Source organism: Comamonas sp., from assembly GCF_009360615.1.
Classification (GTDB): domain Bacteria; phylum Pseudomonadota; class Gammaproteobacteria; order Burkholderiales; family Burkholderiaceae_C; genus Comamonas.
In genome coordinates this window covers 20,877-45,018 of record NZ_SPEY01000095.1, presented here as the reverse complement: position 1 = coordinate 45,018, position 24,142 = coordinate 20,877, and the positions used below count along the sequence as shown (strand labels likewise).

The following is a 24,142-nucleotide window of genomic DNA, read 5'->3' as shown; positions in this document are numbered from 1 at the left end:
TCAGTCTTCCTTTAACTCTGCGGCGGTTTTCTCAACCTGGTCAGCCAATGCGCCGAGCTGGTTGACGCAATATTGGTCAATGTCTTCCCATTGCTCGGCCATCGTCATCAGCTGTTCTTGCATGGTCTTCAGACGGCGGGTGTGGCGTGCGGCCAGTTGCTTTTTGGTGGGGGTGCTCATACCGCCGCCAGATCCAACGGAACTGCCTCGTACTGCCCAGACGCCCCCACGCGCCGATAGACGCGCACATAGGTGGCCGTGCCAACGGCCTGGATGCTGCCGCGAATGGCCTCCATGGCGCGCTTCCACTCGCCGTCATCGATCTGCACACGCATCAGGTCGAGCACGGCGGCGGTCTTGAGCTGGCCTTTGCTGTCGGCGGCAAAGGCGCGATCCACAATCACGCGGATATTGGCATCGGCGCCCTCGCTCCAGCGGGCGATGCAGCCGTGGATCAGGGCCTTGGCGGCCTCGATTTCCTCGGTGAACTCGATGCGGTCGGCCACCACGCGCTGCACCCTGAACTCACCGTCGTAGGTTGTCACAGACACATTGCCCTTCTCGCCGCCCAGCGTCACGTCGTAGCGCTCGCCGGCAATCTTCACCAGGTCGGCGATATCGGCTAGCGACTCATCCTTGAAGGCCTTGAGTGCGGCATTCAGCGCGATGGCCTTGGCGGTCAGGCGGCGGGCCGTCTCGTCTCGCAGCAGATCCTGCTCGCGCACCTGGTCGCGCGGCACCAGGTGGCCACGTGCGTTTTTCATGTAGCCGGGAGGAATTTCGGGAATATTTTGTTGAGTCATTTGTCGTTACTCCTTCAGTGCAAATTGGTCGATTGGGCTGGGTTAGGTACGGGCAAGGGCTGAAGCCCTTGCATCAGCTCTCCCGCATAGGCCGCCATGGCCATGGAAAGTTGCCCCTGGGCTTCCGCAGGTAGTTGGCTGGCAACGCTACGATGCACACTCATCACTGCTTGCATGACTACGCCAGTTGACAAAGTGCGGCCGCTCAGAACTGCCAGAAACTCGATTGCCAACCTGTTTGACTCCAGCTCAAACTGCTCTAGCGTCATCTGCGGCATTTCTTGTGTGGTGCTCATCGCTCCTGATCTCCTCTCAACAGCGCACGCCACGGCTGGCAATTGCGCTGAAATCCAGTGATCCCTGACGGGGTGGCGTGAATGGCTTGGGCTTGTAGTCCTCGCCCCCCATCACATTGATTTCTCGTCTTGCAGGCATTTCGCCCATGGGCTTGGGCGTTCCCTTGCTAGTCCTTCCTGGTGTCAGGCCCAGGTCAAACAGTGGCGCGGCCACGCTGCAGATGTTCCAGCGCAGCTCCGGTGCGTCTTCCACAATCTCCAGCCAGCCGCCTGTGCGCAGATTGCGCAGGCGTTTGACCAGGTCGCTTTCCAGTTCGCCCGTCACCGGGCGCAGCTGCGCGAGGTTCTGCGGGCCATGAGCCTTGATGTGGTCCAGCAGGCGCTTGCTGTCCTCACTCAGGCGGTTCTTCTTCAGTGCCATCAGATCACCCCCATTCCCAGCTCAAACTGCACATAGCCCGCCAGCGAACCCAGGCAAGCGGCGGCGGCCGCCACCATCGCGCCCAGCAACACAAAGTGGCCGATGGAGTCAGAGGGATGCCTGCCAAGCGCCGCCTGGAGCAGACCCTTGAAAGCCTGCAGACCGCGCTCCAGGCGGGCGCGCAGGCCGCGCTTGCGGTAGCACTGGACTGCGCCAGGCTCAAAGAAATAGCGCTTCATGCAGATACCTCCTCTTGAACACGACGGATTGCGCGGTTGGGCAAGGCCTTGCCGTTGAAGCGGTACCAGTCCTGGGTGGCTTCAAGAACGGCCGTAGCCCGGTCTGCGCTGAATGCGCGCTGCAGCACGCGGGCGCGGCGCTTGATCCATACAAGGCGCAAGGCCTTGTAAGCAGCCATGGATGCCACTTTTTTATGCATCGCCGGCCCCCTGGAACGCTGCATGAATCAAGGCCGCATCCACCTTTTCGGCACCAATCAGCACTGCCTGGTTCATGGCGCGGGTAACCAGGTTGTTGACAGCCAGAGGGTGGCACTTGGACACGTCCTGGGCGGTGCGCTTGCCGCCAAAAGTGCGGTTTTCGGTGCGGCGCAGCGCAGTGCGGATGGCGTCGATGGCGTCAGGCTCCAGCACCCGCGCCATGTCATGGCCAGCGCACTTGAACTTGTGCTGCAGGTACGCGCCCAGGTTCTGGTCCAGGGGCGGCAGCGTCACCAGCTCACAGCGCTGGACCACCTCGCGCACCTCTGCAGACTTCTCGCTGAGCTTCTCGGCCAGCTCGCTCTGGCCCACCAGGATGATTGACAGTAGCTTGCTGAACCCGTCTTCCAGCTCGTAAAAGCGCTTCATGGCCTTCAGCGTGGGGGTGGCCAGGTCGTGGGCCTCCTCAATGATCACCACATGCTTGCGGCCAGCGCGGGCGCTTTCCTTGAGCAACTGGTGCATCTGCTCGGTGCGGGCCTCCACCGAAACGCGTGCGCTCTTGCCGGGTGCAACGTTGCGGATGATGGCCCCGGTGATATCGGCGGCCACCAAGGGGCGGCCCGACTTAGAAGCGCTGCTGGTATTGACCACATAGGGCTCAATCACCGTAATGGGCGCGCCGCTGGTGTTGATCCACTCCTGCAGGTCCTTACGGATGGTGCTCTTTCCCGCACCGGAGTCACCCACCACACCCAGCATGCCGCCATGGCTGGCGGTCTGGCGAACGGCTGCCCGGACATAGCGGATGTCTTCGCTCTCAAAGACGTCAGCGCTGGAGCGGAGCTCGTCAATAAAGGGGTCCTTTAGAATCTTGAAGTGTTGGCGGGCCTCTTGGGTCAGGCGTTGGTGGCGAACATACATCTCTTGGTCCTCTTGTGTTGTGGCCTTCTGGCCGTGGGAATGAAGGGCACCTGGTGCGCTGCAACGCATCGGGTGCTCTCCCTCGAATAACTCGTCAAAGGCGTGAAGTACCTGCTCTTCGGTGGCACCGTGGCAGCGCAGGAACTCTTCAATCAGCGGCCGCAAGGCCGTCTCGTTGGTCTTGACCGACCTGGGCCACTTGCCGAACTTGCAAATCAAGTTGATCGTGGCCGGGGACACACGGCAGTGCCGTGCCAGGTGGGCTTGGGACTGCTTGAGCTGCACCAACGTGGGGTACAGGTTCAGCTTCACGTACTCACTGCTCATAGGGTTGGGCTCCTCCTTCAGACAGCACGCAGGCCACCGGCAGCGCGAATCGGCTGATCCTGGTCGGCATGGGCCGGGTTCTTGAACTGCTCAATCAGCGCCTGCAGCTGGTCCTCTGGCACGCCATCCTTGAAGCGGCTGCGCATGAACTGGTTTTCTGCAGTGGTCAGGTTGCGGCCCAGCTCGGTGCGAATGCGCAGCATCACGGTCACCGCGCTCAGCAGCGCAGGCGCTGCAGGCTGGGCGTGGGCCGGGGTGGCGATATCCACACCAGGGCGCTGCAGATAGCTGGGCTGTTGCACTTCCTGCAGGTAGCTGTGCGACTTGATCTCGCCGCCGAAGGGCACCACCTTTTTCTGGCGTGCCTGGTCGGCGTCCTGGCCAGGGAAAGCCAGCTCGTCCATGGCCTTGCCAGACTTCTCGGCGGGCGTGTCGGCGTGGGACTTCATTTCCTCGCCAAACACGGCGGCAGACAGCGAGCGGCCAAAGGCGTCGTACTCCAGCTCGGGCTCTACGCGGTACACCAAAGGCTCGCCGTCATAGCGCGGCAGCTCAATCTGGATGGCCAGCTCGCCATACACCAGGGGGCGCACCGCCACCATGTCGCCCACGTTCACGCCATCCATGCCCTTGAGGCTGTATGTCATGGAGCGGTCGGCCTTGGGGTGCTTGAAGCTGATGCACTGGTGGCCATCCACCTTGCGCTCGGCCTCCTTGCCCGTCATCAGAGCCTGGCACACATCCACCGGGGGCAGCAGGCGCAGCTGGTCAGACTTGATCAGCTGCCACAGGTCATAGCGCGCTACGGGCACCGTCAGGCCGGTGCGGCGCAGACGGGTGTCCTGGCCGGGAATCAGATTGGCGTTGTAGGACTCGCTCCAGGCCTGGGCAGCGCGGTTGAGGCCTGCCACATCGTCCACAGGCTCAAAGCGCAGGCGGCATTCAAACTGGGTCTCAACAATGTTGTTACCGCCTTCCACGCCGCCCTTGGCGCGGGCGTTGCCCGCCTCATGGGTGCGGCTTTCGCATTCCAGGCTGCGCAGCAGGCACTGGATTGCCGTCGCCATGTTCGCGCTGCCCTTGTCCCAGTACAGGTACTTGGGCACGCCATGAAACAGACGGCCTTCCTGCTGGCCCCAGGCATGCATCAGGAAGCTGAACATATTGGCCTGGCTCTCGCCTGCAGCCTCGCAGTACCAGACCTGAATCGCGCCGCTGGCCATATCCCACAGCACGTAGCGCCAGACCTTGAACTTCACCTTGGCAAAGTTCTCCAGCTTGTTCTTGTAGAACTCGCGGTCTTCCATGATCTGCTGGCGACCGTTCAGGTAGTACACCAGGCACAAGCTGGGGTCCACTTGATGCACATGGTTCGGGTGCAACGCACGCATCTGCTGTGCGGGTGCAGCCTGCTGCTGGGCTTCCACATTCAGGGAGCGGTCGCGCATCAGGCGGTTCAGGTGGGCGTTGCTCACACCAACCTCCAGGCCATTGGCCTCCAGCACACTGCGCGCCACAGGCGTCTTCATGGTCTGCTTGCCGTTGTCGCGCACGCTCTCTCGCTGCATCGTGGCCAGGGTCAGCAGCGCATCGCTATCCACGCTGGTGCTGCCCTTGTCGGCGCGGGCCTTGCGGCCGCTTTCCCAGCCAGCCACCGCCTTCAGATGGCGATAGATGGTCTGTTTGCTCATGCCCAGAAACTGGCCTGCGTCGTCCAGCAGTTGGCCTGCGCCACCATGGGGGGCAGCATCCAATTTGCGCGCCAGCTCCCGCAGGTAGTCACAAATCGCTGGTGTGAGTGCCATGGAATCGTCCTCCGCCATGACTTACTCAACCTGAGCCTGGCCAGCTTGGCCGGGGATCACACCGGGCTGCATCACATAGGTGTGAGCGGCTTGGATTTCGTGGCCGAAGCGGTCAAAGACCAGGTGCTGCAGGCTGCCAACTGCTGCAGCAATGCGCTCGGCGTTGTCGTGCAGCTTCTGCGCCAGGGCCACCAGCTCGGCGGGCATGGGGACTGCGTCACCGGGTTCATAGCCCGGCTGCTTGACCATCTCGTCCATCCACCATTGGTCGATGGACTTAATCTGGCCGCTGATCTGCAGCAAGGCCTCAGATGCTGCCTTTTGCACCTTGTCGACGTCTTCGCTGATCTCTTCCAGCCGCTCCGACAGAGGCGGCGGGGCCTTGGGGCCGCCAGCCTTGAGGGCCTTCTCAGCCTTTTCGGCGCGCTCGCGCTCCTTGGTTTGCTGCTCGCTGGCGTACTTATGGTCCTGCTTGGACTGGCGCAAGGCCAGGCGCAGCTCCTTGACGGACATTGTGGCAATGTCATCCAGCTTCAGTTCGCCGCTTTCGCCAGTGAGTGCCAGCTCATCAATCTGTTCATCCTCCAGGACCAGCATTTCAAACAGCTTGGTTTGGTTGCCGATGGCCTTGGTCAAATGCGTCGTCAACGCCGCATTTGAGAACTTGGCAGCGGCTTGCATGAAGCGCTGCGCTACACGAGTTTCAAGACCAAGAACGTCCAGTCGGCTCATAAAGCTGCCGTGTTGGCAAGCTGCTTTCAAGGCAGTAAGACCGCGTCCAACCTCCAGGCAGGCCTCCACGCTGCGGCGCATATTGGCAGCGATATCGCGCTGGATCAGGTCGGGGTCAATGCAGTCACCGGGGAGCTGGTAGCCAACCTGCAGGGCCACGGCCCGCACGCGGGCCTGCATCTGCATTTCATCGATTGCCAAGGCGTCCTGAGCACCTTCGATTTGAGCGACAGCCTTGGGGCTCAGCACGATATCGGTCACGGGTTCTTGTGTTTTTGTTGCTGCACGGGGCATGGGTCATTTCTCCTGAATTAGTGGGAAGTCATGGACTGGCGGCGCTCGTCAAAGCGGCGCTGCGCCCGGTCAAATGAGTCAGCGACCTTGAAGGTCAGACGGGTGAACTTCGATGTGGGGTAGAAGCGCTCTGTTTCCTCGCATTTGCGGCACCAGCCGAAGGCAATGAGGGTCTTGGTGGCTCGGGTGATCACCACGGCGGTGGTCTTGCAGGCCTCAGCCAGGTCCTTGTTGGTGACGCCTTGCTCGGCGAAATCGCACAAGACCTCCATCACAAGCAACACAGGCTGGGCGCTTTTGGTAGTAGCGGGGGACATGCTCATGACCCAAACTCCAGTTCTGGCGCGATGTACTGGCCCACGTTGTGGTGCTGAAAAGCGACCTGTTCCAGGTGACGCTGCAGCAGCTCCATCAGCGCAGCGGTGTCCACCTTGGTGGGGTCGGCGTAGAACGCTGCCAGCTGGGACATGGCGTTGGAGCAGTCCGTAGTGATCTGCATCAGCTCTGCCTGGCTGGCCTTGTGGCCCTTGGGCATGGCGATGACCATCCGGCCGGATGATGCAGCGAGCCACTCGCTCACAAAGTAGGCCCCGCACACCATCTCAAAGGTAGGGATCAGCACCGCAGGCATGCGGCCTTTGCTCAGCCAGCCATACAGTGTTTCCTCAGTCACGTCGCCCATCAACTCGGCAATGCGGGGCACAGACAGCTGGCGCTTTTCCAGCGCAAAGTCTTTGCAAGCACGCATGGCATCACGCAAGTTGTTGGCACGAAAGCGTTTCCAGTTACGTGCGGCCATTGGAAGCACCTCCCAGAAGCTTGTTCAAAACAAAAATCCGCATGGAAATGCGCGACGCATAGACACTGGGGACCAGCAACAACCTGGAGCGAACCAATGGGCGAAAACGTCGAGACTTCCCTGCTTGAGAGACTGGTAGAGCGCGCAGTGCAAAAGCAACTGCTGCCGCTTCAAAATCAGCTGTGGGCACACCACTGGCTGCTGACGGAGATGGCAAGGCAACTACCCCGGCCTGCGTTGCTGGCGACTGCTCAGCGGCTGGAACAGATGCGCCAACTTGCGCCACCGCAACAAAGGGAGGCGTTAGAGGACGTTGAGCACCAATGGCACCAGTACCTTTGCCAGCTAGGTGCTTTGATAGATGGCGAAACGCCTCCAACACTGAGCCCAGGGCAGCCAGTTCCTGCACGTCAGCGACCGGTACTGTGAGTGCATGGCAGTACGCAAGCCACGCATCGCTAAGGCGATAGAGCGGGCTCTTCATGCTGCAGCGCCCTGCATAGCCAACGGTGAAACGCGTGCAGGACGGGTGGTCACAATGCCTTCCTTCATGCCCAGCAAGACGGCAATGTTGTGGCTTTCGCCACGCAGGCACTTCTTATTGCCCGCCAGGACCTCTCGGACCAGGCTGTCGCTCTTCTTGTTCTCACGAGCCCACTGGGCAATCGTGATGCCTTGGTACTCAAGCCATGCGCGGGCTTCAGCGGGGGTGCGTAGCTTCTTCATGTCAAAATGTGTCTGTTGATGTGAATAGGTGCAGTTGCTCTGTGGAAGGGGCTGCTGCTTTTTTTGCCCTTAGTGCGGTGTAGTTAGGTCGCACTAGGTTGGCGTTGGTGCGATTATGGTTCAATTATTTGAACCATGCAATATTCATGGTGCAGATTTTTTATGAACTTGCATGAACGCTTGAAAGCCGAACGTGAGCGGCTAGGCTTCACGCAGCCAGATGTGGCCACGCTGACCAAGGTGGGTAAAACCACAGTCATCAATTGGGAGAAAGGCAGTTCTTCTCCGACGGCTGTTCATTTGGAGCAGCTAGCAAAGGTCGGGATGGATGTGCTCTTTGTCGTGACCGGCGTCCACGCGGGTGGAGTCGCTCCGGCTCCGACCCTTTCAGCGGAAGAGAGCACCATGCTGAGTTACTTTCGCAAAGCGAGCGCCGCTGTGCGAAAGGCCGCCTTAGGAGCATTGATTGGTGCTGAACCCACCGCTCTAAAGTCCAAGAAGGAAACGAGCGAACCGCGATATACGGTGAGCTTTGGCGGAGCCCAGATCGGTCAGGCGGCTGCGGGTGACATCGTCAACAAGGGGAGACGGAAGTAGGCATGGATACAGGGAGCGTTCGTTTCACCGGCAAGGTAGAACAAGCGGCAGCAGGAGACGTAATAAACAAAGCGCCGCAATACAGCAACTCGGTCAACGTAAATATCGCTCCAGGCGTTGCCCCTGTGAGGTCTGGCGAATACCTGACTTCGCAGCAAAAGGACGTTCTCGGCAAGTTGGTGCTGGAGATAGCTGCCCTGAAAAAATGCGAGCAACTGCTGGTCTGGCGTGGCGTTCTTGCGCGAGCCAACGCAAAAAGGGTCAAAGAAATTCCTATCGAGGAATATCGACAGCTTGAAGACTTCTTGCGCTTGCAGTTGGCCGAATTGGCAGCTTCTGCTGTGGTGCAACCAGTTCCTGTAGTTGCACCTCAATCCGTACCCGCTTCTGCTGATCCGTCCCACCCATCACCTGCAGAGAAGGTGATTTATCCGCAATCTCATCCGCCTGTTTCTAAAGTGCCTCTTTGGCTTGCTGCCTGCGGCTTGCTACTGGCCGTTGCCTCTGGCGCTGCGGTTATTGACACCCGCTCCCAACTGGGCCAAATCTCGGACCGAATGATGCAGCAGAGCTGTCAGTATGCTGGACAGCCTTACTCTCTTGGGAGCGTAGTCTCCCACGCGGGTGGGCCTATGCGCTGTGAAGTGGCCGAGGGAGCTTTGGATGCCTTTGCACGCTGGAATCCAGCAGGTACTCAGCGTTCAAGCCGGTCGGCTGTACAAGCGCGCTAGACCATTTAGCCGACATATTGACCGGGGGAGAGCATGCCTAGAAACGTCAAATTCAGTGGCCATATCAGCCAAGCTTCGGCGGGAGACTTCTACTACTTTGGCGATTCACCACACACAGTTCATGAGTGGGCCGTTCAAAGAGATTTTCAGAAAGCAACAGGGATTACTTGCAGAAGAGATGCCCGCGAGTGGCTAACGGATCTGATGCAGGTTCACGGGTTTACTGGGCGGGAGCTGGGCAACGCTTGGCGCTTTGGCTCTATCGGCTGGGACAAACGGACAAATGAGCCCAGAGTAAAGATCAGCAGGGCTGAACCTTACTTTGCGTGGTTCTGTATTGCCATAGTCACGCTTTACTTTGCTGCGGTGGCCTCAGTCTTAGTGATTGGGCCTGCCTCTGAGCATAAGTTTGCAGTGCCGATATTGAATGCAACTGGCCTTATGTATTTAGGCGTGATCGTCTTGTTAAGAAAGGCGCTCATGGAACCGCGTGCTGTTGCTCTTCGCATCAAGGGTGCCGTTGCGGTCACAGCTAATGATTCATTGCAAGATGTGGAAAAGGGGAACCTGTGACGCGAATATCTAGCCTTGCTTTCATCACCTTGACGATTACTGCCTCACCGGCATTTGCGCAGAAAAAAGTAGACCCGCTACCTTCTTTCAAAAAGTTAGCCGTGGCCTGCCAGGCTCAGGCCCGTAGCTGGCCCTCCGACACCGTGCGACTGGTCAAAGACCAGTGGGTTCGCAACTTCTTGGAGGTGGGCTCAATTTCCCACGACGTTAAGCGTACAGACTCGCTCATCTCGCCTTTCACGGGTTACATCAAAGTTGAATCGGTAAGCCACTCCATACGTCGTGCAACTGAAGACGAGGCACGAGCAGCAGGAAAGCAAGACGGCTCGACTTATCGCCGGACCGACGTCCTTCACTATGCGTTTCAAGACTCAAAATGGAAGCTGGTGAATGGCTCAACGCAAGGGGAAATGAGACTTCCCGGCGAAGTGGACTTTAATGACCCTATAGGGGTCGTGAAGCTTGACGCAAGCGACATCTCTAACAGCCCCCGCTGGGCTCGCTGCGTGCCCTAAGATATTGGCGGGCCATAGTGCCCTCGGCCAAAAGACCAATCCCACTCTGACGTCCAGAGTGTGGGCTTTCAAACCCGAAAGTTCACACCGAGGACGTTCATGTCATCCACTTCCGCCCAAAGCCCCCGCAAGTCCAGACTGCCGCGCCTGACCCTTTGGTGGTTTATTGCCACGGCGCTCTCGTTGGCTGTCTTTTGGATAGCCCCTCAGCAGCTGCCGGTCAGCCTTTACAAGCTCAACCTGATCTCATTGGCTGCCCTGGCTGGTTACTGGATTGACCGCGCGGTCTTTTTCTATGCCCGCCCCAATCTGGACGCGCTACGCCTGCTGAGCCATCCCGGCACCGCTCAGCCAGCCGAATACAGCTCTGATCCAGCCTCTCCTGGCGAGTCATGCGTGCTTGTGTCCTGGCCGGATGCTGCCCCTCTGTACTTCATGCTGGGCTGCATGCTGCGCCGTGCGCTCATCATGTCGGCCGCCATTCTTGCCATCAGCCTGGGCGGTTGAGCCATGCACAGCCGTCATATCCGTGCTGCCATCCTGGTAGGCGTGGCGGTGCTCTCGGCCGCGCTGGGTTACTGCCGCAGCGCGCAGGCCCAGGTGCCAGCTGCCGCCCAGCCGCATAGGGCGTTGCTGGTACGCACTGCCAACTCCATCTGGGGCTTGGGTGCCCCGGTGGCAGTCTTCGCCGCACAGGTACACCAGGAATCTGCCTGGAAGCCCGAGGCCGTCAGCCGTGTTGGTGCTCGTGGATTGGGCCAGTTCATGCCTGCAACTGCTTCCTGGTGGTGCGAGCTGAACAAGCTGGCTCCGGCCGACTGCCAGCCTCACAACACCACCTGGGCCTTGCGCGCCCTGGTCGGCTACGACAAATACCTCTACGACCGCACGCCCACTCACTACGGCGCTTACGACCGCATGTGGGTGGCCCTGCGCGGCTACAACGGCGGGCTTGGCCATTGGCAACGTGAAGCAGCGGTTTTCGGGGCCGCCCAGCCCACACGGCAGCAAGTAGATGCGGCCTGCGGCAAAGCCCGCCGCGCGGCCGTCCATTGCCGTGAAAACCTCGGCTACCCCCAGCGCATCCTGGTCGAGCTGCAGCCGCGCTATCTGAGCTGGGGGCCTGGCCTATGAAGCCCGCAGCGCGCTATCTGCTGGTGGCTCTGGTGGTGGCCGCAGCTTACTGGGGCTTCGGCCTGTACCAGGACCATTTGATCGCCCAAGGTGATGCCCAAGGCGCAGGTCGCGTGCAAAAGGCCTGGGACGACCAGGAACGCCTGCGCAGCCAGGTCACCGCTGCAGGCAACACCCTGCGCCAACGCAATGCCGAGAAAGTCGCCCATGACCAAACCGAACGCGCTGCGGCCAGCCAGGCTGCTGCTGACTCTGCTGCCGCTGCTTTGCGCAGCTTGCGCGCAGAGCTTGCCCGCCTCAAATCCCGCGCCAATCCTTACCCAGATGGAGATCCCGGCCTTACCGCCTGCGCTGGCGAAGCCGCCACCGCCCGAGAGCTATTCGGAGAAAGCGCAGAAGCGTTTGTCGACCTGGCTGCAGAGGCTGACCAGCTCCGAGACCAAGTCGCAGGACTGCAGCAGTTCGCAGTCAGCGTCTGCCACGCAGGACAGCCCCTGCAGCCCGCCGTAGGAGCTGCAGATTGACCGACTTCTTTGACCGTGCCCAGGCCCGCGAGCTGCAGTTGCGAGAGGACGCGCTGCGAGACCAGGTGCGCCGCGCAGGCCTTGTGGGTAAGACCATGGCCGACTCGGCCACAGAGTGCATCGACTGCGATGCCCAGATCCCCAAAGCCCGCCGCTGGGCAATGCCAGGTTGCCAGCGGTGTGTGAAGTGCCAGTCCATTTTTGAGCAGCCAAAACCATGAATTTTTCCGACATGACATTCAGCTCCGAGGCCGTGCGTTGGCTGGTCATGGCCGCGCTGGGCGTCTATTCCTGGTTCGTGGGCCGTCAGGCAGCCAGTGCGGCCGAGCTGCTGGACCTACGCACCCGCATCACCACACTGGAAGCCCAGATGAAACAGGTTCCTAGCCAGCAGCAGCTGCACGAGCTGGGCACCAATCTGGCAAGGCTGGCGGGCTCTGTCGAGGCCGTCAGCCAGCGCATGGACCCCATGGCACGCGGGCTTGAGCGTGTCGAGAGCTATCTACTCCACAACTCGAAATAGAGCCAAGACATGAGCAACTACGCCCAAGTCCTTACCGAAGACCGTCGCCTGGTCATCCTGCGGGCGCTGGCCGAGCTGCCCTCGTACAAGAGCAACAGCTCCATCATCTGCACGCTGCTGGAGCGCTGGGGTCACTCACCCAGCCGCGACCAGGTCAAGACCGATTTGCGCTGGCTGGAAGAGCAAGGCCTGCTCAAGGTTGAAGAAGTCGAGTCGGTGTTCCTGGCCACGCTAAGCGAGCGCGGCATGGATGTGGCCAAGGGCCGCGTCGTCCAGCCTGGCGTCAAGCGCCCCGGAGCCTGATATGGGCCGCAAGTCTTCTGTATCGCGCCTGGACCCCGAGGCCCGAAAGTTCCTCGAAAAGCTCATCCGCGACGGCCGCCACACGCTGGACGAGCTGCTGGATGCCATGCGCGTCAAGTACCCCGCAGCCGACATCAGCCGCAGCGGCATCCACCGCTACCGCGTCGGCTTTGACGAAATGATGGGGCGCATGCGTGAGATTGAGACGGCCTCGGCCGCTCTGGTGGACGAGCTGGGTGAAGGCGTAGGCGACAAAGCCGGGGCACTGCTCGCCCAGGCCGTGACCACGCTGGCCACAAATGCGGCGTTGAACGCGCATGGCAACGCAAAGGTCAGCATCAAGGAAGTGTCCGAGCTGGCCCGCGCCGCTCGTGCCGCCATGCAGGCCCGCACCATGAGCCTGAAAGAGCGCGAGGCCATTGAAGAGCATGCCCGCCGCAGGCTCCTCGAGGAGCAGCAAGGCAACCTGGAAAAGATCGCCAAGACCCAGGGCATGAGCCAAGAGCAAGTGGACTTCTGGGTCAAGGAATTCCTGGGGGTGCGCTGATGGCATCTACCGTCCAGCCCTTGAGCAGCACCGTCCGTATTGTCGAGTGGGACGATTTGCCCGCCCGTGTGCGGGAGATTCCGGCCGGTTTCAACCCCTTAGACGAAGGCGTGCTGATGGCGCACCAACGCGAGGTGGTGAAGCTGCAGCGCTCCATCGTTGCCGTTCCCAAGGGCCGCCGCACAGGCATCACCTTTGCAGTCATGCTGCGCAAGACCCTGGTGGCTGCTGCCAGCAAGGTGGCGGGCGGCGACAACGTCTACTACATCGGTGACACCCGCGAAAAGGGCCTGGAGGCCATTGGCTATGTGGCCAAGTTTGCCCAGATCATTGCCCGCGCTCAGGGCTCCGTGTCGGACATTGAAGAGTTCCTGTTTGAAGACCAGGACCCCGAGACCGGCAAGACCAAGCACATCACGGCCTACCGTATCCGCTTCGCCAGCGGGTTTCAGGTCTGTGCGCTGTCCAGCCGTCCTGCCAATATCCGGGGCCTGCAGGGCCATGTGGTCATTGACGAAGCCGCATTCCACCCGGACGTCCAGGGCGTGCTGGATGCAGCGACCGCTCTGCTGATCTGGGGCGGCCAGATCACAGTCATCAGCTCGCACAACGGCAAGAACAACCCATTTGCACAGTTCTGCCGCGACATCGAGGCTGGGCGCTATGGCGACGATGCGGCCGTGTACACGGTCACGTTTGACGATGCCGTGGCCAACGGCCTGTACGAGCGCGTCTGCTGGATGAAGGGCGAGGAAGCCACGGCCGAGGGCAAGAAGAAGTGGTACGCCAAGATTCGCAACGGCTATGGCGTTCGCAAGGCTGCCATGCGCGAGGAGCTGGACGCCATCCCTCGCGATGGCTCTGGTGTGCGCTTGCCCGGTGTGTGGGTAGACCGCGCCATGGTGCTGCCAGAGACGCTGGTGGTGCGGCTGGCACTGAATGACGACTTCGTCAAAAAAGACATGGAGGAGCGCAAGTCGTGGGTGGACGACTGGATCAAGCGCGAGCTAGACCCGGTGCTGGCCACGTTGGACCCGAGCGTGCGCCATGTGTTCTCCCAAGACTACGCACGCCACCGGGACTTCTCCTGCTGGGGCGGCCACGCTCTGACACTGGGCCTGCGCCGCCAATGCCGCGTAGTCATTGAAATGCACAAGGTGCCTTTCGCCCAGCAAAAGCAAATCACCCACTACGCCATCCGTAGGCTGCCCAATCGCTGCGGCGGGGCGATGGACGCCACCGGCTCCGGTGAAGCACTGGCCGAGGTCACTGCCGATGAGTTTGGCCATGAACATGTGCACCAGGTCAAACTCAACCGCGCTTGGTACAGCACCTGGATGCCCAAGTTCTTGCAAGGCTTTGAGGACGGCATGCTGGACTTACCCAAAGACGCCAACATGGCCCAGGACTTGACGGCCATTGAAGACGTCGAAGGCGTTCCCATGGTCAGCAAGTTACGCCGCGATGACTTGAAAGACCCCGAACTGCAGCGCCACGGCGACAGCGCCGTCATGCTGGCGTTGGGCTGGTTTGCCACGCTTAACCTGCACGCCCCCATCGGCTACATCGCCGTGCCAACTCACCCCAGAGGCTTCGACAACATGCAGGCCGGTGACATGCGCGAAGACCTGGACTTCCCGCTCATCGAACACGAGGGCTGGTGATGCAAAACCGACAAGCCCGAAAACGGCGATTTAAGCGATTTTTAGCCGGTGGACATGCAATGCCCCCGGTTTGCTGCATCCAGGGCCTTGTAAACGCGCCTAAACGTCTTCCCGCCGAAGGCGCGCTGCATACGCCCAACTGCAAAACACAAAGCGAGGTGCCGACATGGCAAAAAGCATGATTCTGGGCGCTGACGGCCAGCCCATCGACCTGGCCAGCGTGGACACACCGCAGACCTCTCAGCTGGGCCATCTGCAGCGCGAACTGCAGACTCACCCGACCCGAGGCCTCACACCCTCAAAGCTGGCCACCATCCTGGACGCGGCCGAGCAAGGTGACCTCACGGCCCAGTTCGACCTGTTTGAGGACATGGAAGAAAAGGACGGTCACATTGCCAGCGAGATGGGCAAACGCCGCCGCGCCCTGATTCTGGACTGGGAGATCACCGCACCCGACAACGCCAGCGCCCTGGAAAAGCGCAACGCCGAGCAGTTGGGCGAGCTGGTGCAGTCCATCCCCGACTTTGAGGACGTGATCTTTGATGCGACCGACGCCATCGGAAAAGGCTTTGCATGCCTTGAAATCGAATGGCATCGGGTCGAGGGCTTCTGGCTCCCGAAGACCCTCACGCACCGGCCTCAGTCCTGGTTCCAGTTGCACCGTGGCTACCGGCAGGAGCTGCGCCTGCGCTCCAACACTACGGACGGGCAAGGGATCCAAGGCGAAGCCCTCAACCCCTTTGGCTGGGTCACCCACATCCACAAGGCCAAAAGCGGCTACCTGGAGCGCACAGCTTTGTTCCGCCAGTTGGTCTGGACCTACCTCTTCAAGAACTACAGCGTGGGCGACCTGGCCGAGTTTCTGGAGATCTACGGCATCCCCGTGCGCCTGGGCAAGTACCCGCCCAATGCCAGCGAGCGCGAGAAGGCCACGCTCCTGCGTGCCCTGGTGGGCATTGGCCACAATGCGGCCGGCATCATCCCCGAGGGGATGCTGATTGACTTCAAGGACGCTGCCACCGGCGACCCCAAGGCCTTTGAGCTGATGATCAGCTGGTGCGAGCGCAACCAGTCCAAGGTCATCCTGGGCGGCACGCTGACCAGCGGCGCAGATGGCGCGGCCAGCACCAATGCCCTGGGCAATGTGCACAACGAAGTGCGCAAGGATCTGCGGGACGGCGATATCCGCCAGCTCAACGCCACGATCACCCGCGACCTGGTCTATGCCATTGCGGCCATGAACGGCCTGGCACCCGATGGCATCAAGCGCTGCCCACGCTTCGGGCTGATCACAGGCGAGACTGAAGACATCCAGGTGCTGTCCGAAGCGTTGCCCAAGCTGGTGGGCATCGGTGTGCAGGTTCCGCAGGACTGGGCTAATCAGAAGCTGGGTATCCCCATGCCTCAGCCTGGCCAGGTGGTGCTTGGGGTGACGCCCGTGGTCCAGGCGGCCCCCACGGGCACGGCAGCTCTGACCGCTGTTCTGCCTGCCCCTGCTGCCCAGCCCCTGACCGTGGCCCAGACCATGCAGCCACAGCTGGCCAGCAACGTACAGCAAGCCACCAGCCCCTGGTTTGCGCAAATTCGCAAACTGGTCGAATCTGCAGGCAGTCTGGAGCAGATCCGCGACGGCCTGGAGCAGCTCATCCCCAACATGACGCAGGACCAGTTCGCCCTGGCCATGGGCGAGGCCATGGCGGCCGCGCAACTGGCCGGGCGCTATGAGGTGTTGCAGGAAGCGGGAGCCCTCTGATGGCCAGCGCTGCGTTTGGGGCCTTGCCCTTCAGGGAGCAGATTGGCTTTTTTCAACGCAAGTTGAACCTGCCCACCACGGCCTGGACGGACATCTACACCCAGGAGCACGACTATGCGTTTGTGGTGGCGGGTGCCAACCGTGACGCCATCGTCTCGGACTTCCGCACGGCCGTGGAAAAGGCCATCGTGGACGGCACCACGCTGGAAGAGTTTCGCCGCGACTTTGACCGCATCGTGGCCAAGCACGGCTGGGACTACAACGGCGGCCGCAACTGGCGCAGCCGCGTCATCTACGACACCAACCTTTCCACCAGCTATGCGGCGGGCCGCTGGGAGCAGCTGCAGCACGCGCCGTACTGGCAGTACGAACACAGCGACTGGGTGGCGCATCCGCGTCCTCATCACGTTGCGCTACATGGCTTGGTGCTGGAACGCGACAACCCATGGTGGAAGCTCTACTTTCCACCCAATGGCTGGGGCTGCGAGTGCAAGGTCAAGGGCTTGTGGAGCCGCGACCTGGAAAAGCTGGGCAAAACCGGGCCTGACCAGGCCCCCGAGGTCAAGTATGCGGAGCACATCATTGGCGTGCGCAGTCCCAACGGCCCGCGCACGGTCAAGGTGCCAGAGGGCATTGACCCCGGCTTTGAGTACTCGCCAGGCAATGCCCGCCTGCGCAGTGCCATCCCACCAGAGCGGCCAGATCCCCCCGTGCCTGGCAGTGCGGGTGGCCACGGTCTGCCCAACCAGCGCCCAGACTGGCCTTTGCCCCCAGCGCGTCCGTTCGCTGCTACGGACTTGTTGCCTGCGGGCCTCCCGGCCGAAGACTACGCAAGCGCCTACCTGGCCAAGTTTGGAGCCACGCTCACCCAGCCTGCCGTCTACCAGGATGTGATCGGCGAGCGCCTGGTGGTGGGCGCAGAGCTGTTTACCGATGCCAAAGGCAACATCAAGGCCACCAAGCGCGGCCGCGAGGTCTTCATGCCCTTGCTGGCCCAGGCCCTGCAGGACCCTGACGAGATCTGGGTGCGCCTTGAGTGGATGCACGCCCTGCAAAAGTCCGTGGTGCGCCGCCGCTACATCGCAAGGTTTCAGGTGGAGGGCGAAGAAACGCCAGCATTGGCCGTGTTTGAAGTCGGCAGCGATGGCTGGGCTGGTGTGACCACATTCCCCGGCACAGGGCAAAGTGAGGCTGACTGGCGTGTGGGCGTGAACCTGTATCGACGCCTGCAGGAAGACCAGGAATAAAAAAGGCCAGCGGAGCGCTCTCCGGCTGGCCGTATCACGCAGGGTCGGTGGACAGAGGCGCTGCCTTCTACGTGACGAACCCATTCTACGATGACTGCCAGGAAGCACCATGGCCACCCTTACCGGCGCAAGAATTACCGTCACAGCCAGCGATGACCAACTGCTGCGCAATCTGCAGGACTTGGCAGAAAGCCCGGACACGACGCCGCTGATGTACCGCCTGGGCGAGTACTTCCAGGGCAGCACGCAACAGCGCTTCACCTCCCAGACAGATCCACAAGGCGTCGCCTGGAAGCCTTTGTCGCCTGGCTACATCAAGCGCAAAAAGAAGAACACCAGCCTGATCCTGACGCTCAACGCTTACCTGCGGCGGTACATCCAGTCCCAGGTGCTTGCCGCTGACACCGTGGCTTGGGGCAGCAACCGCGTGTATGCAGCCATCCACAATGCGGGTGGCAATGGGAGCGGCATCAATGGCAATATGCCGCCGCGACAATTTTTGGGCGTGTCTGACGAGGACAATGCCGAAGTCCTGGCCATCGTCCAGGACTGGCTGCACCGCAAGATGAACGGTCTGCCCGACTGATCACCCGGCCGTGGCACATCTTGTGCCCTCGGCCAAAAGACCGCGCAGCCCCGCCCGCCGACCATGGCGGGCATGCCTTCCAAAACCTCCCTCATCGCAGTCTGCACCGGTGCCGCACCCGCAGGCATCGCCGTTGCAGCGTGCACATATCAGATCCCCGCTGCAGGTGAGGACGGCTTAACTCTCATCCAGTTCACGCCAGCAGGCGAGTTCAAGCCTGGTGACGGCCGTGCGCTGGATGTGCCCGCCTGGCGCATTGACGCGACCCAAGCTGAAGCGGTCATTGCGCGTCACGCCGCCCGTAAACAGCCTGTGGTCATCGACTACGAGCACCAGACGATCCACAAGGAAAAGAACGGCCAGCCCGCTCCTGCCGCTGGCTGGCTGAAAGAGCTTCGCTGGGTTGACGGCCAGGGATTGTTCGGTGCAGTCGCATTGACGGCCAAGGCACGCGCCGCCATCGATGCCGAGGAATACCTCTACTTCTCCCCCGTCTTTGAGTACTCACGTTTGGATGGCTCCGTTGAAGACATCCATATGGGGGCATTGACCAACAACCCCGGCATCCATGGGATGCGGCCCCTTTCCCTGTTGGCTGCTGCAACGGCGGCCTTTATTCCCGCCCACCAACCTCAGGAGCAATCCGTGAATCTTTTGCTGAAAGCATTGCTGACCGCACTCGGCCTGGCTGAAAACACCTCCGAAGAAGCCGCTATCGCCGCTTTGACGGCCCTTGGACCCATTAAACCCCTGCAAGACCGTTCCGTCGCAGTCTGCTCCGCGCTGAATCTTCCTGCCGACGCCACTCCCGAAGCGCTCACGGCCGCCTGCACCAGCTTGCGCACTGCAGCGCCTGACCCCGGCAAGTTCGTCCCCATCGACGTGGTCAACAAGATGCAGGCGCAACTGGCCGTTCTGACTGCTCAGCAGCAATCCGACCAGGTCGAAAAGCTGATCCAGCCGGCATTGGAGGATGGCCGCCTGATGCCGTTCCAAGAAGCATGGGCACGCGATCTCGGCAAGACAAACATTGCTCAGCTGACGGCCTTCCTGGATACAGCCAAGCCCATTGCTGCGCTGACCAGCACTCAAACGGGGGGCCTGCCTCCCTCTGGCACGGCCAAGGGCGACGGCCAGCTCAGCGCCGCCGAGTTGGCCGTTTGCACGGCCCTGGGCATGAGCCCCGAGGAATACAAGGCTGGCGCAGCGGCCTGATCAGGCCTGGATCAACCCTTTCTATAGCGAGTAACTCATGACCGCTCTCACTCAAGACCGCAACACGCTGTCTCGTAACGGCGACCAGAAAGAGCCCCCTGTTGCGGCCAATGCGCGCATCTTCGGCGGCTCGCTGGTGGCCATCAACGCAGCAGGCTTTGCAGTGGCTGCATCCACTGCTTTGGGGCTAGCTGCCTGCGGCTGTGCCGAACACCGAGCCGACAACACCGGCGGCCCGGCTGGCGCGATCCGCGTGCGAGTCAGCACGCGCCCCAGCCAGTTCGCGAACTCTGCAGCGGCTGATGCCATCACCCTGGCCGATATCGGCAAGGACTGTTTCATCGTGGACGACCAGACCGTAGCCAAGACCGACGGCGCTGGCACCCGCAGCCGCGCTGGCCGAGTGTTTGACGTGGATGCCGATGGCGTCTGGGTCGACTTCCGCTGATTCAGTTTGCCTCTAGGAGCGCTTCCCAAATGATCATCAATCACGCCAATCTCTCCATCCTCAACCAGGCCTTCAACGGCGCATTCCGCCTGGGCCTGCAGTCGGCGGCTCCGATGTGGAGCCAGCTGGCCACATTGGTGCCCAGCACCACCTCCGAAGAAAAGTACGGCTGGCTGGGCAATTTCACCAAGTTCCGCGAATGGGTCGGTGAACGCCAGTACCAGAACCTGAAGGCGCACGACTACTCCATCAAGAACAAGACATTCGAGAACACCATCACGGTCAATCGTGACGAAATCGAAGACGACCGATACGGGATCTACAAGACCGTCGCACAGCAGCAAGGTCAGGACGCTGCGACCCACCCCGACGAGATGGTGTTCGAGCTGCTCAATCGTGGCTTCTCGACGGCGTGCTACGACGGGCAGTACTTCTTCGACACCGATCACCCTGTCGGCCAGCCCGGCAAGCAATCCAGCGTGAGCAATTTCCAGGGCGGCTCTGGCACAGGCTGGTTCCTGCTGGATACCAGCCGAGTGCTCAAGCCTCTGATCTACCAGAAGCGCCGCGATTACACCTTCGTCGCCAAGACCAGCCTGAGCGACGAAAACGTCTTCAGCCGCAACGAGTTTGTTTGGGGCGCTGACGGTCGCGGCAATGTGGGCTTTGGACTGTGGCAGATGGCATTTGCCTCCAAGGAGGACCTGACCTCGGCTTCCTACAAGGATGCCCGAGCTCAGCACCAGAGCTTTGTTGGCGACAACGGCAAGCCCCTGGTGATCAACAGCAAGGAGCTGTGGGTTCCCCCGAGCCTGGAAGCCCAAGCCCTGGAAGTGGTGCAGGCCGAGCGCCTGGCCAACGGTGCCACCAACGTGATGCGCAACACCGCCAAGGTCGTTGTGTGCCCCTGGCTGGCCCAGTAACCCGATACAGCGTAATAAGCAAGGAGAGCCCCAATGGCACAGCCACGCAACAACACCAAGGCTTCGGCCTTCCGCAAGCCCAAGGAAGCCGAAGGCAAAGCATTGCGCGTAGTCGCAAAGCGTGACGGATTTCGTCGTGCAGGCCGCGAATGGCATGGCGCTACGGTGGTCCCGACCAGCGAACTGGACGACCAGCAGTACCTGCAGCTGACTACTGATCCCATGCTGGACGCGATCCTGGTGGATCTGCCTGCCGAGTCGGCTTCGGATAGCAAGACCGAGTAAACAGACGCGCCATGCCCTACATCTCCCATGCAGAGCTGGCCGAGCGCCCAGGCGCTCGTGAGCTGGCCCAGGTGGCCACACCGGACGGCAAGGCCGTGATTGCGGACGATCTGATGGACGCCACGCTGCGCGGGCTTGACCGTGGGGCATGGAGTGCAGAGGACATTGCCGATGCTGATGCAGCCCTGCGCCGCATTGACGACGCCGTGTCTGAGGCCGATGCCGTGATTGACGGCTACCTGGCCAAACGCGGCTATGCCGTGCCCATGGATCTGTCGGCGGCATCCACTCGAAAGCTGATTGCGGGCTGGTCCCGTGCCATTGCCCGCTATCTGCTGCAGAAGGACGGCATCAGCGACGAGAAGACCTCGCCCATTGCCCGTGACTACCGCGACGCACAGCGCCTGCTGCAGGCCACGGCCGAGGGCAAGTTCAGCCTGGGCGCGGACGATCCGCAAGCCGGTGGCAGCGCAGGTGCCAACACGGACGTGCGTTTCAGCTTCCCTGACCCCGTGTTCAGCCGCCGCCAGTTGGGGGCCTTCCGATGAGCATGGTGAATGCCGTCAAACAGCGCCTCAAAGCCCAAACCAGCCTGCGCATGGTGGATGGGGCTCTGGAGCTGGCGGCCGCGCTCAAAGCCCCGTCTGTGGCCACACCCGCCGCCTTTGTGGTGCCGATGGCTGACCGACCTGGTGCTGACGCAGCCTTCAGCGGCAGCGTGCTGCAGGCCGTCGAAACCACGCTTTCCATCGTGCTGGTCCTGGACAACAAGCGCGACAGCACGGGCAGCGCCGCCAACGACGAGCTGGAGCGGCTGCGAGGCGAGATCCGTGAAGCCCTGCTTGGCTGGGCACCTGACGGTGTTGACAGCCCCCTGACCGCAGGCAGGGGGCAGCTCATCGACCTGGACAACGGCCGGGTCTGGTGGGGTGACGAGTTCCACATCGAGCACTACTGGAGCAGCAAATGAGTACTACCAATGGCAAAGCCAAAGAAGGGCAAACGCCCAGCACTGCCGCAGGAGCCGATGCCTCCCTGGCCGTGGTTCAGCCCACGCAGACCGCCACGAATGACGCCACGGACGAGTTCCATGGCCAGGGCGGCCTCTACCAAATCATTGACGGCAAACGCCAGCTCGTTGCCGACAAGCCCGTAACTTCCGAGGAGTAAGCATGGCGAAGTACATCAACAAGCTGGCCATCCTGGCCATGATCGAAGCCGTTTCCGGCACCCTGGCCGCTCCCACGGCCGCCAATGCCATCCAAGTCAGCGACGTGACGCTGACGCCTCTGGAGGGCGACGAGGCCAGCCAGGGCGTGATCCGCCCTTACTTTGGTGCCTCTGAAAAAGTCCTGGTCACCATCTACCGCAAGGTGTCATTCAGCGTGGGCCTGGCCGGTGTGGGCGTGGCAGGCGATCTGCCTGGCTACGAAGCACTGATTCGCGCCTGTGCAGCCAGTGCCACCAATACGCCTGCGCCCAGCCCTACGGCAGGCACTGTGTTTGCCCCGGTCACCGACAACCTGCAGAGCCTGACCATCATCGCCACGCTCGATAAGCTGGTCTACAAGATGAGCGGCGCACGCGGCAACTGCAAGGCCGTGATTGATGCCAAAGGCATCCCGAAATGGCAGTTTGAGTTCACGGGCGCATTCATTCCGGTGGAAGACGCCGCAAGCATGCCCGCCGTGAACTACGCCAAGTTCCAGCGCCCTCTGGGCGTCAACAAGCTCAACAGCACATTGAGCCTGGACGGGTACCAGGCAGAGGCCAGCAGCTTCAATCTGGACTTCGGCAACAAAGTGGTCAAGCAAGACCTGATGAAGGTGGATGACACCGACATCACAGGCCGCGAATCCACGGCCAGCGTGACCTTCCGTAATACGGATGTGGCCACCAAGAACTGGATCGAAATGGCCCGCACCGGTGCCAAGGTGCCGCTGGTTCTCAAGCATGGCCAGGCGTTGACGAACACCGTCTCTATCGCTGCCCCGCAGGCCCAGATCGGCAAACCCAGCTTCAGCGACCAGGACGGCATCCAGATGATCACCATCCCTCTGACGCTGATCCCAAGCAGCGCAGGCAATGACGAATGGACCATCACGGTCTGATCGCTACGCCCTGAGCCCCCAGTTCCCTGAAAACCCGTTTCAAAGAGAGTAGTTATGGCCGTCATCCTTCCATCCGTCGCCTTCTGGACTTCTGTCACCTTCGCCCGAGTGGGCGACGATGACAAGCCCGAGGTGCTCAAGTTCCGGGCGCGCTTCAAGCGCCTGAAGAAGTCCGAGCGTATTGCGCTGGACCATCGCATTGCGGTCTCTGGCCTGCTGCCAGACACCCGCAAGATGCTGCAGGAGAAGATCGACAACCCCGAAACCGAGGCCGGTACGCGCGATTTCCTGCGAGCACGCCTGGCGGCCCAGCCCACCAATGACGCCGAGGTCCTCAATGAAGTCCTGGCGGATTGGGACCTGAAGGACCACGAAGGTGGGTTTGTTGCCTATACGCCTGCTACGCGCGCAGAGCTGGAAGAGGACCTGGACGGTCTGGAAGGCTGCTTGGTCAAAGCCTACCTGGAAGCCACGGGCAAGCCTGTGTCTGTCGAGGACGTGGAAAAAAACTCCGAAGCGCAGTCCGTCACCACCTCCTGACCGGGCCGCGCAGCACTGAAGAGGAAGACGCCGAGCTGCGGGAGCAGTGGAAAAAGCTCGGTGTTGACCCAGACCTGGTCAAGCAGGCCCAGCCACAGGAGATCGAGGAGGACCAGGACGAAGACCTGGAGCTGTCCGCCGACCTCTGGCCCGCATGGGAGTGCTTCCTGTCTACCTGGACCCAGTGGCGTGTTATCGCTGGATTCGCCAAGGTGTTCTACGAAGGGATTGACTACGCATCCCTTCTTGCTGTGATGGACATGCACGGCATCAAGCCTAAAAAGCGGCGCTCTGTACTCATGCAGGTGCGCATCCTGGAAGACGAAGCGCGCAAGCTGCGCAACAAGCAATAGCAC

At 61.3% G+C, this 24,142-nt stretch carries 37 protein-coding genes; 24 read left to right on the top strand and 13 right to left on the bottom strand.

Going from position 1 to position 24,142, the window contains the following annotated elements:
• From E2583_RS21460 to E2583_RS21400, 13 genes are read right to left on the bottom strand one after another with little or no spacing between them, the layout of a single operon-like run.
• Positions 1–180: a hypothetical protein gene (locus tag E2583_RS21460; RefSeq protein ID WP_291598460.1), complete on the bottom strand. Its 180-nt coding sequence runs from the start codon at positions 178–180 to the stop codon at positions 1–3.
• Positions 177–803: a DUF3164 family protein gene (locus E2583_RS21455; RefSeq protein WP_291598458.1), complete on the bottom strand. Its 627-nt coding sequence runs from the start codon at positions 801–803 to the stop codon at positions 177–179. The genes E2583_RS21460 and E2583_RS21455 overlap by 4 nt, the downstream gene beginning before the upstream one ends.
• Positions 804–817: 14 nt before the next feature.
• Positions 818–1,099 (bottom strand): hypothetical protein, encoded by a 282-nt coding sequence (locus tag E2583_RS21450; protein WP_291598457.1) that lies wholly within the window; start codon positions 1,097–1,099, stop codon positions 818–820.
• Between the two features lie 16 nt (positions 1,100–1,115).
• Positions 1,116–1,520, bottom strand: a complete 405-nt coding sequence (locus E2583_RS21445; RefSeq protein WP_291598456.1) for a hypothetical protein — start codon at positions 1,518–1,520, stop codon at positions 1,116–1,118.
• Positions 1,520–1,759 carry a hypothetical protein gene (locus E2583_RS21440; RefSeq protein WP_291598454.1) on the bottom strand — a complete coding sequence of 80 codons (240 nt, stop codon included), beginning with the start codon at positions 1,757–1,759 and terminating at the stop codon, positions 1,520–1,522. The genes E2583_RS21445 and E2583_RS21440 overlap by 1 nt, the downstream gene beginning before the upstream one ends.
• Entirely contained in the window at positions 1,756–1,938 is a 183-nt protein-coding gene (locus tag E2583_RS21435; RefSeq protein ID WP_152668618.1) for a hypothetical protein, read from the bottom strand. The genes E2583_RS21440 and E2583_RS21435 overlap by 4 nt, the downstream gene beginning before the upstream one ends.
• 13 nt (positions 1,939–1,951) lie before the next feature.
• Positions 1,952–3,211, bottom strand: a complete 1,260-nt coding sequence (locus tag E2583_RS21430; RefSeq protein WP_291598451.1) for an AAA family ATPase — start codon at positions 3,209–3,211, stop codon at positions 1,952–1,954.
• Between the two features lie 17 nt (positions 3,212–3,228).
• Positions 3,229–5,016: an integrase gene (locus tag E2583_RS21425; protein WP_291598449.1), complete on the bottom strand. Its 1,788-nt coding sequence runs from the start codon at positions 5,014–5,016 to the stop codon at positions 3,229–3,231.
• A 21-nt stretch (positions 5,017–5,037) separates the two neighbouring features.
• Positions 5,038–6,042, bottom strand: coding sequence for a hypothetical protein (locus E2583_RS21420; protein WP_291598447.1), 1,005 nt, complete (start codon positions 6,040–6,042; stop codon positions 5,038–5,040).
• A gap of 17 nt (positions 6,043–6,059) precedes the next feature.
• Positions 6,060–6,365, bottom strand: coding sequence for a hypothetical protein (locus E2583_RS21415; RefSeq protein WP_059441382.1), 306 nt, complete (start codon positions 6,363–6,365; stop codon positions 6,060–6,062).
• Positions 6,362–6,841 (bottom strand): hypothetical protein, encoded by a 480-nt coding sequence (locus E2583_RS21410; protein ID WP_291598444.1) that lies wholly within the window; start codon positions 6,839–6,841, stop codon positions 6,362–6,364. The genes E2583_RS21415 and E2583_RS21410 overlap by 4 nt, the downstream gene beginning before the upstream one ends.
• Positions 6,828–7,325, bottom strand: coding sequence for a hypothetical protein (locus E2583_RS21405; RefSeq protein ID WP_291598442.1), 498 nt, complete (start codon positions 7,323–7,325; stop codon positions 6,828–6,830). The genes E2583_RS21410 and E2583_RS21405 overlap by 14 nt, the downstream gene beginning before the upstream one ends.
• A complete protein-coding gene (locus E2583_RS21400; protein ID WP_291598440.1) occupies positions 7,322–7,567 on the bottom strand; it encodes a DNA-binding protein in 246 nt (81 codons plus the stop codon). Before E2583_RS21400 ends, E2583_RS21405 begins: the two co-directional genes overlap by 4 nt.
• A gap of 162 nt (positions 7,568–7,729) precedes the next feature.
• Between E2583_RS21400 and E2583_RS21395 the strand changes: the two genes are divergently transcribed.
• The 24 genes from E2583_RS21395 to E2583_RS21280 all read left to right on the top strand — a co-directional run bounded on the left by E2583_RS21395 (position 7,730) and on the right by E2583_RS21280 (position 24,139).
• Positions 7,730–8,164, top strand: coding sequence for a helix-turn-helix domain-containing protein (locus tag E2583_RS21395; protein WP_291598438.1), 435 nt, complete (start codon positions 7,730–7,732; stop codon positions 8,162–8,164).
• 2 nt (positions 8,165–8,166) lie between these two features.
• Positions 8,167–8,895 carry a hypothetical protein gene (locus E2583_RS21390; protein WP_291598436.1) on the top strand — a complete coding sequence of 243 codons (729 nt, stop codon included), beginning with the start codon at positions 8,167–8,169 and terminating at the stop codon, positions 8,893–8,895.
• A gap of 33 nt (positions 8,896–8,928) precedes the next feature.
• Positions 8,929–9,468, top strand: a complete 540-nt coding sequence (locus E2583_RS21385; protein ID WP_291598434.1) for a hypothetical protein — start codon at positions 8,929–8,931, stop codon at positions 9,466–9,468.
• 614 nt (positions 9,469–10,082) lie between these two features.
• Positions 10,083–10,490: a putative holin gene (locus E2583_RS21380; protein WP_291598432.1), complete on the top strand. Its 408-nt coding sequence runs from the start codon at positions 10,083–10,085 to the stop codon at positions 10,488–10,490.
• A gap of 3 nt (positions 10,491–10,493) precedes the next feature.
• Positions 10,494–11,117: a transglycosylase SLT domain-containing protein gene (locus tag E2583_RS21375; protein ID WP_291598431.1), complete on the top strand. Its 624-nt coding sequence runs from the start codon at positions 10,494–10,496 to the stop codon at positions 11,115–11,117.
• Positions 11,114–11,641: a hypothetical protein gene (locus E2583_RS21370; RefSeq protein ID WP_291598430.1), complete on the top strand. Its 528-nt coding sequence runs from the start codon at positions 11,114–11,116 to the stop codon at positions 11,639–11,641. The genes E2583_RS21375 and E2583_RS21370 overlap by 4 nt, the downstream gene beginning before the upstream one ends.
• The gene (locus E2583_RS21365) at positions 11,638–11,862 is read left to right on the top strand and encodes a TraR/DksA family transcriptional regulator (protein ID WP_291598428.1); all 225 of its coding nucleotides are present in this window, start codon (positions 11,638–11,640) and stop codon (positions 11,860–11,862) included. The genes E2583_RS21370 and E2583_RS21365 overlap by 4 nt, the downstream gene beginning before the upstream one ends.
• On the top strand, positions 11,859–12,164 hold the full coding sequence (locus tag E2583_RS21360; RefSeq protein WP_059441371.1) for a DUF2730 family protein: 306 nt from the start codon (positions 11,859–11,861) through the stop codon (positions 12,162–12,164). Before E2583_RS21365 ends, E2583_RS21360 begins: the two co-directional genes overlap by 4 nt.
• A gap of 9 nt (positions 12,165–12,173) precedes the next feature.
• A complete protein-coding gene (locus E2583_RS21355) occupies positions 12,174–12,467 on the top strand; it encodes an ArsR family transcriptional regulator (protein WP_291598426.1) in 294 nt (97 codons plus the stop codon).
• A 1-nt stretch (position 12,468) separates the two neighbouring features.
• On the top strand, positions 12,469–13,014 hold the full coding sequence (locus E2583_RS21350; protein ID WP_291598424.1) for a phage protein Gp27 family protein: 546 nt from the start codon (positions 12,469–12,471) through the stop codon (positions 13,012–13,014).
• Positions 13,014–14,678 carry a hypothetical protein gene (locus E2583_RS21345; protein ID WP_291598422.1) on the top strand — a complete coding sequence of 555 codons (1,665 nt, stop codon included), beginning with the start codon at positions 13,014–13,016 and terminating at the stop codon, positions 14,676–14,678. Before E2583_RS21350 ends, E2583_RS21345 begins: the two co-directional genes overlap by 1 nt.
• A 166-nt stretch (positions 14,679–14,844) precedes the next feature.
• Positions 14,845–16,431, top strand: a complete 1,587-nt coding sequence (locus E2583_RS21340) for a DUF935 domain-containing protein (RefSeq protein WP_291598420.1) — start codon at positions 14,845–14,847, stop codon at positions 16,429–16,431.
• Complete coding sequence (locus E2583_RS21335; protein WP_291598419.1) at positions 16,431–17,678, top strand: PBECR2 nuclease fold domain-containing protein; 1,248 nt, start codon at positions 16,431–16,433, stop codon at positions 17,676–17,678. Before E2583_RS21340 ends, E2583_RS21335 begins: the two co-directional genes overlap by 1 nt.
• A gap of 109 nt (positions 17,679–17,787) precedes the next feature.
• On the top strand, positions 17,788–18,264 hold the full coding sequence (locus E2583_RS21330) for a phage virion morphogenesis protein (protein ID WP_291598418.1): 477 nt from the start codon (positions 17,788–17,790) through the stop codon (positions 18,262–18,264).
• A 72-nt stretch (positions 18,265–18,336) separates the two neighbouring features.
• Positions 18,337–19,479: a phage protease gene (locus E2583_RS21325; RefSeq protein ID WP_291598417.1), complete on the top strand. Its 1,143-nt coding sequence runs from the start codon at positions 18,337–18,339 to the stop codon at positions 19,477–19,479.
• Between the two features lie 37 nt (positions 19,480–19,516).
• Positions 19,517–19,927: a hypothetical protein gene (locus E2583_RS21320; RefSeq protein ID WP_275054441.1), complete on the top strand. Its 411-nt coding sequence runs from the start codon at positions 19,517–19,519 to the stop codon at positions 19,925–19,927.
• A 29-nt stretch (positions 19,928–19,956) separates the two neighbouring features.
• The gene (locus tag E2583_RS21315; protein WP_291598416.1) at positions 19,957–20,850 is read left to right on the top strand and encodes a Mu-like prophage major head subunit gpT family protein; all 894 of its coding nucleotides are present in this window, start codon (positions 19,957–19,959) and stop codon (positions 20,848–20,850) included.
• Positions 20,851–20,883: 33 nt separating this feature from the next.
• Positions 20,884–21,135 carry a hypothetical protein gene (locus tag E2583_RS21310; protein WP_291598414.1) on the top strand — a complete coding sequence of 84 codons (252 nt, stop codon included), beginning with the start codon at positions 20,884–20,886 and terminating at the stop codon, positions 21,133–21,135.
• 11 nt (positions 21,136–21,146) lie between these two features.
• On the top strand, positions 21,147–21,683 hold the full coding sequence (locus E2583_RS21305) for a DUF1320 domain-containing protein (protein ID WP_291598413.1): 537 nt from the start codon (positions 21,147–21,149) through the stop codon (positions 21,681–21,683).
• Complete coding sequence (locus E2583_RS21300) at positions 21,680–22,105, top strand: hypothetical protein (protein ID WP_291598412.1); 426 nt, start codon at positions 21,680–21,682, stop codon at positions 22,103–22,105. Before E2583_RS21305 ends, E2583_RS21300 begins: the two co-directional genes overlap by 4 nt.
• Positions 22,102–22,305, top strand: coding sequence for a hypothetical protein (locus E2583_RS21295; RefSeq protein WP_291598410.1), 204 nt, complete (start codon positions 22,102–22,104; stop codon positions 22,303–22,305). Before E2583_RS21300 ends, E2583_RS21295 begins: the two co-directional genes overlap by 4 nt.
• Positions 22,306–22,307: 2 nt before the next feature.
• Positions 22,308–23,246 carry a phage tail tube protein gene (locus E2583_RS21290; RefSeq protein ID WP_291598408.1) on the top strand — a complete coding sequence of 313 codons (939 nt, stop codon included), beginning with the start codon at positions 22,308–22,310 and terminating at the stop codon, positions 23,244–23,246.
• Positions 23,247–23,300: 54 nt separating this feature from the next.
• Positions 23,301–23,786, top strand: a complete 486-nt coding sequence (locus E2583_RS21285; RefSeq protein ID WP_291598406.1) for a hypothetical protein — start codon at positions 23,301–23,303, stop codon at positions 23,784–23,786.
• The gene (locus tag E2583_RS21280; RefSeq protein WP_291598540.1) at positions 23,690–24,139 is read left to right on the top strand and encodes a DUF1799 domain-containing protein; all 450 of its coding nucleotides are present in this window, start codon (positions 23,690–23,692) and stop codon (positions 24,137–24,139) included. Before E2583_RS21285 ends, E2583_RS21280 begins: the two co-directional genes overlap by 97 nt.
• Positions 24,140–24,142: the final 3 nt, after the last annotated feature.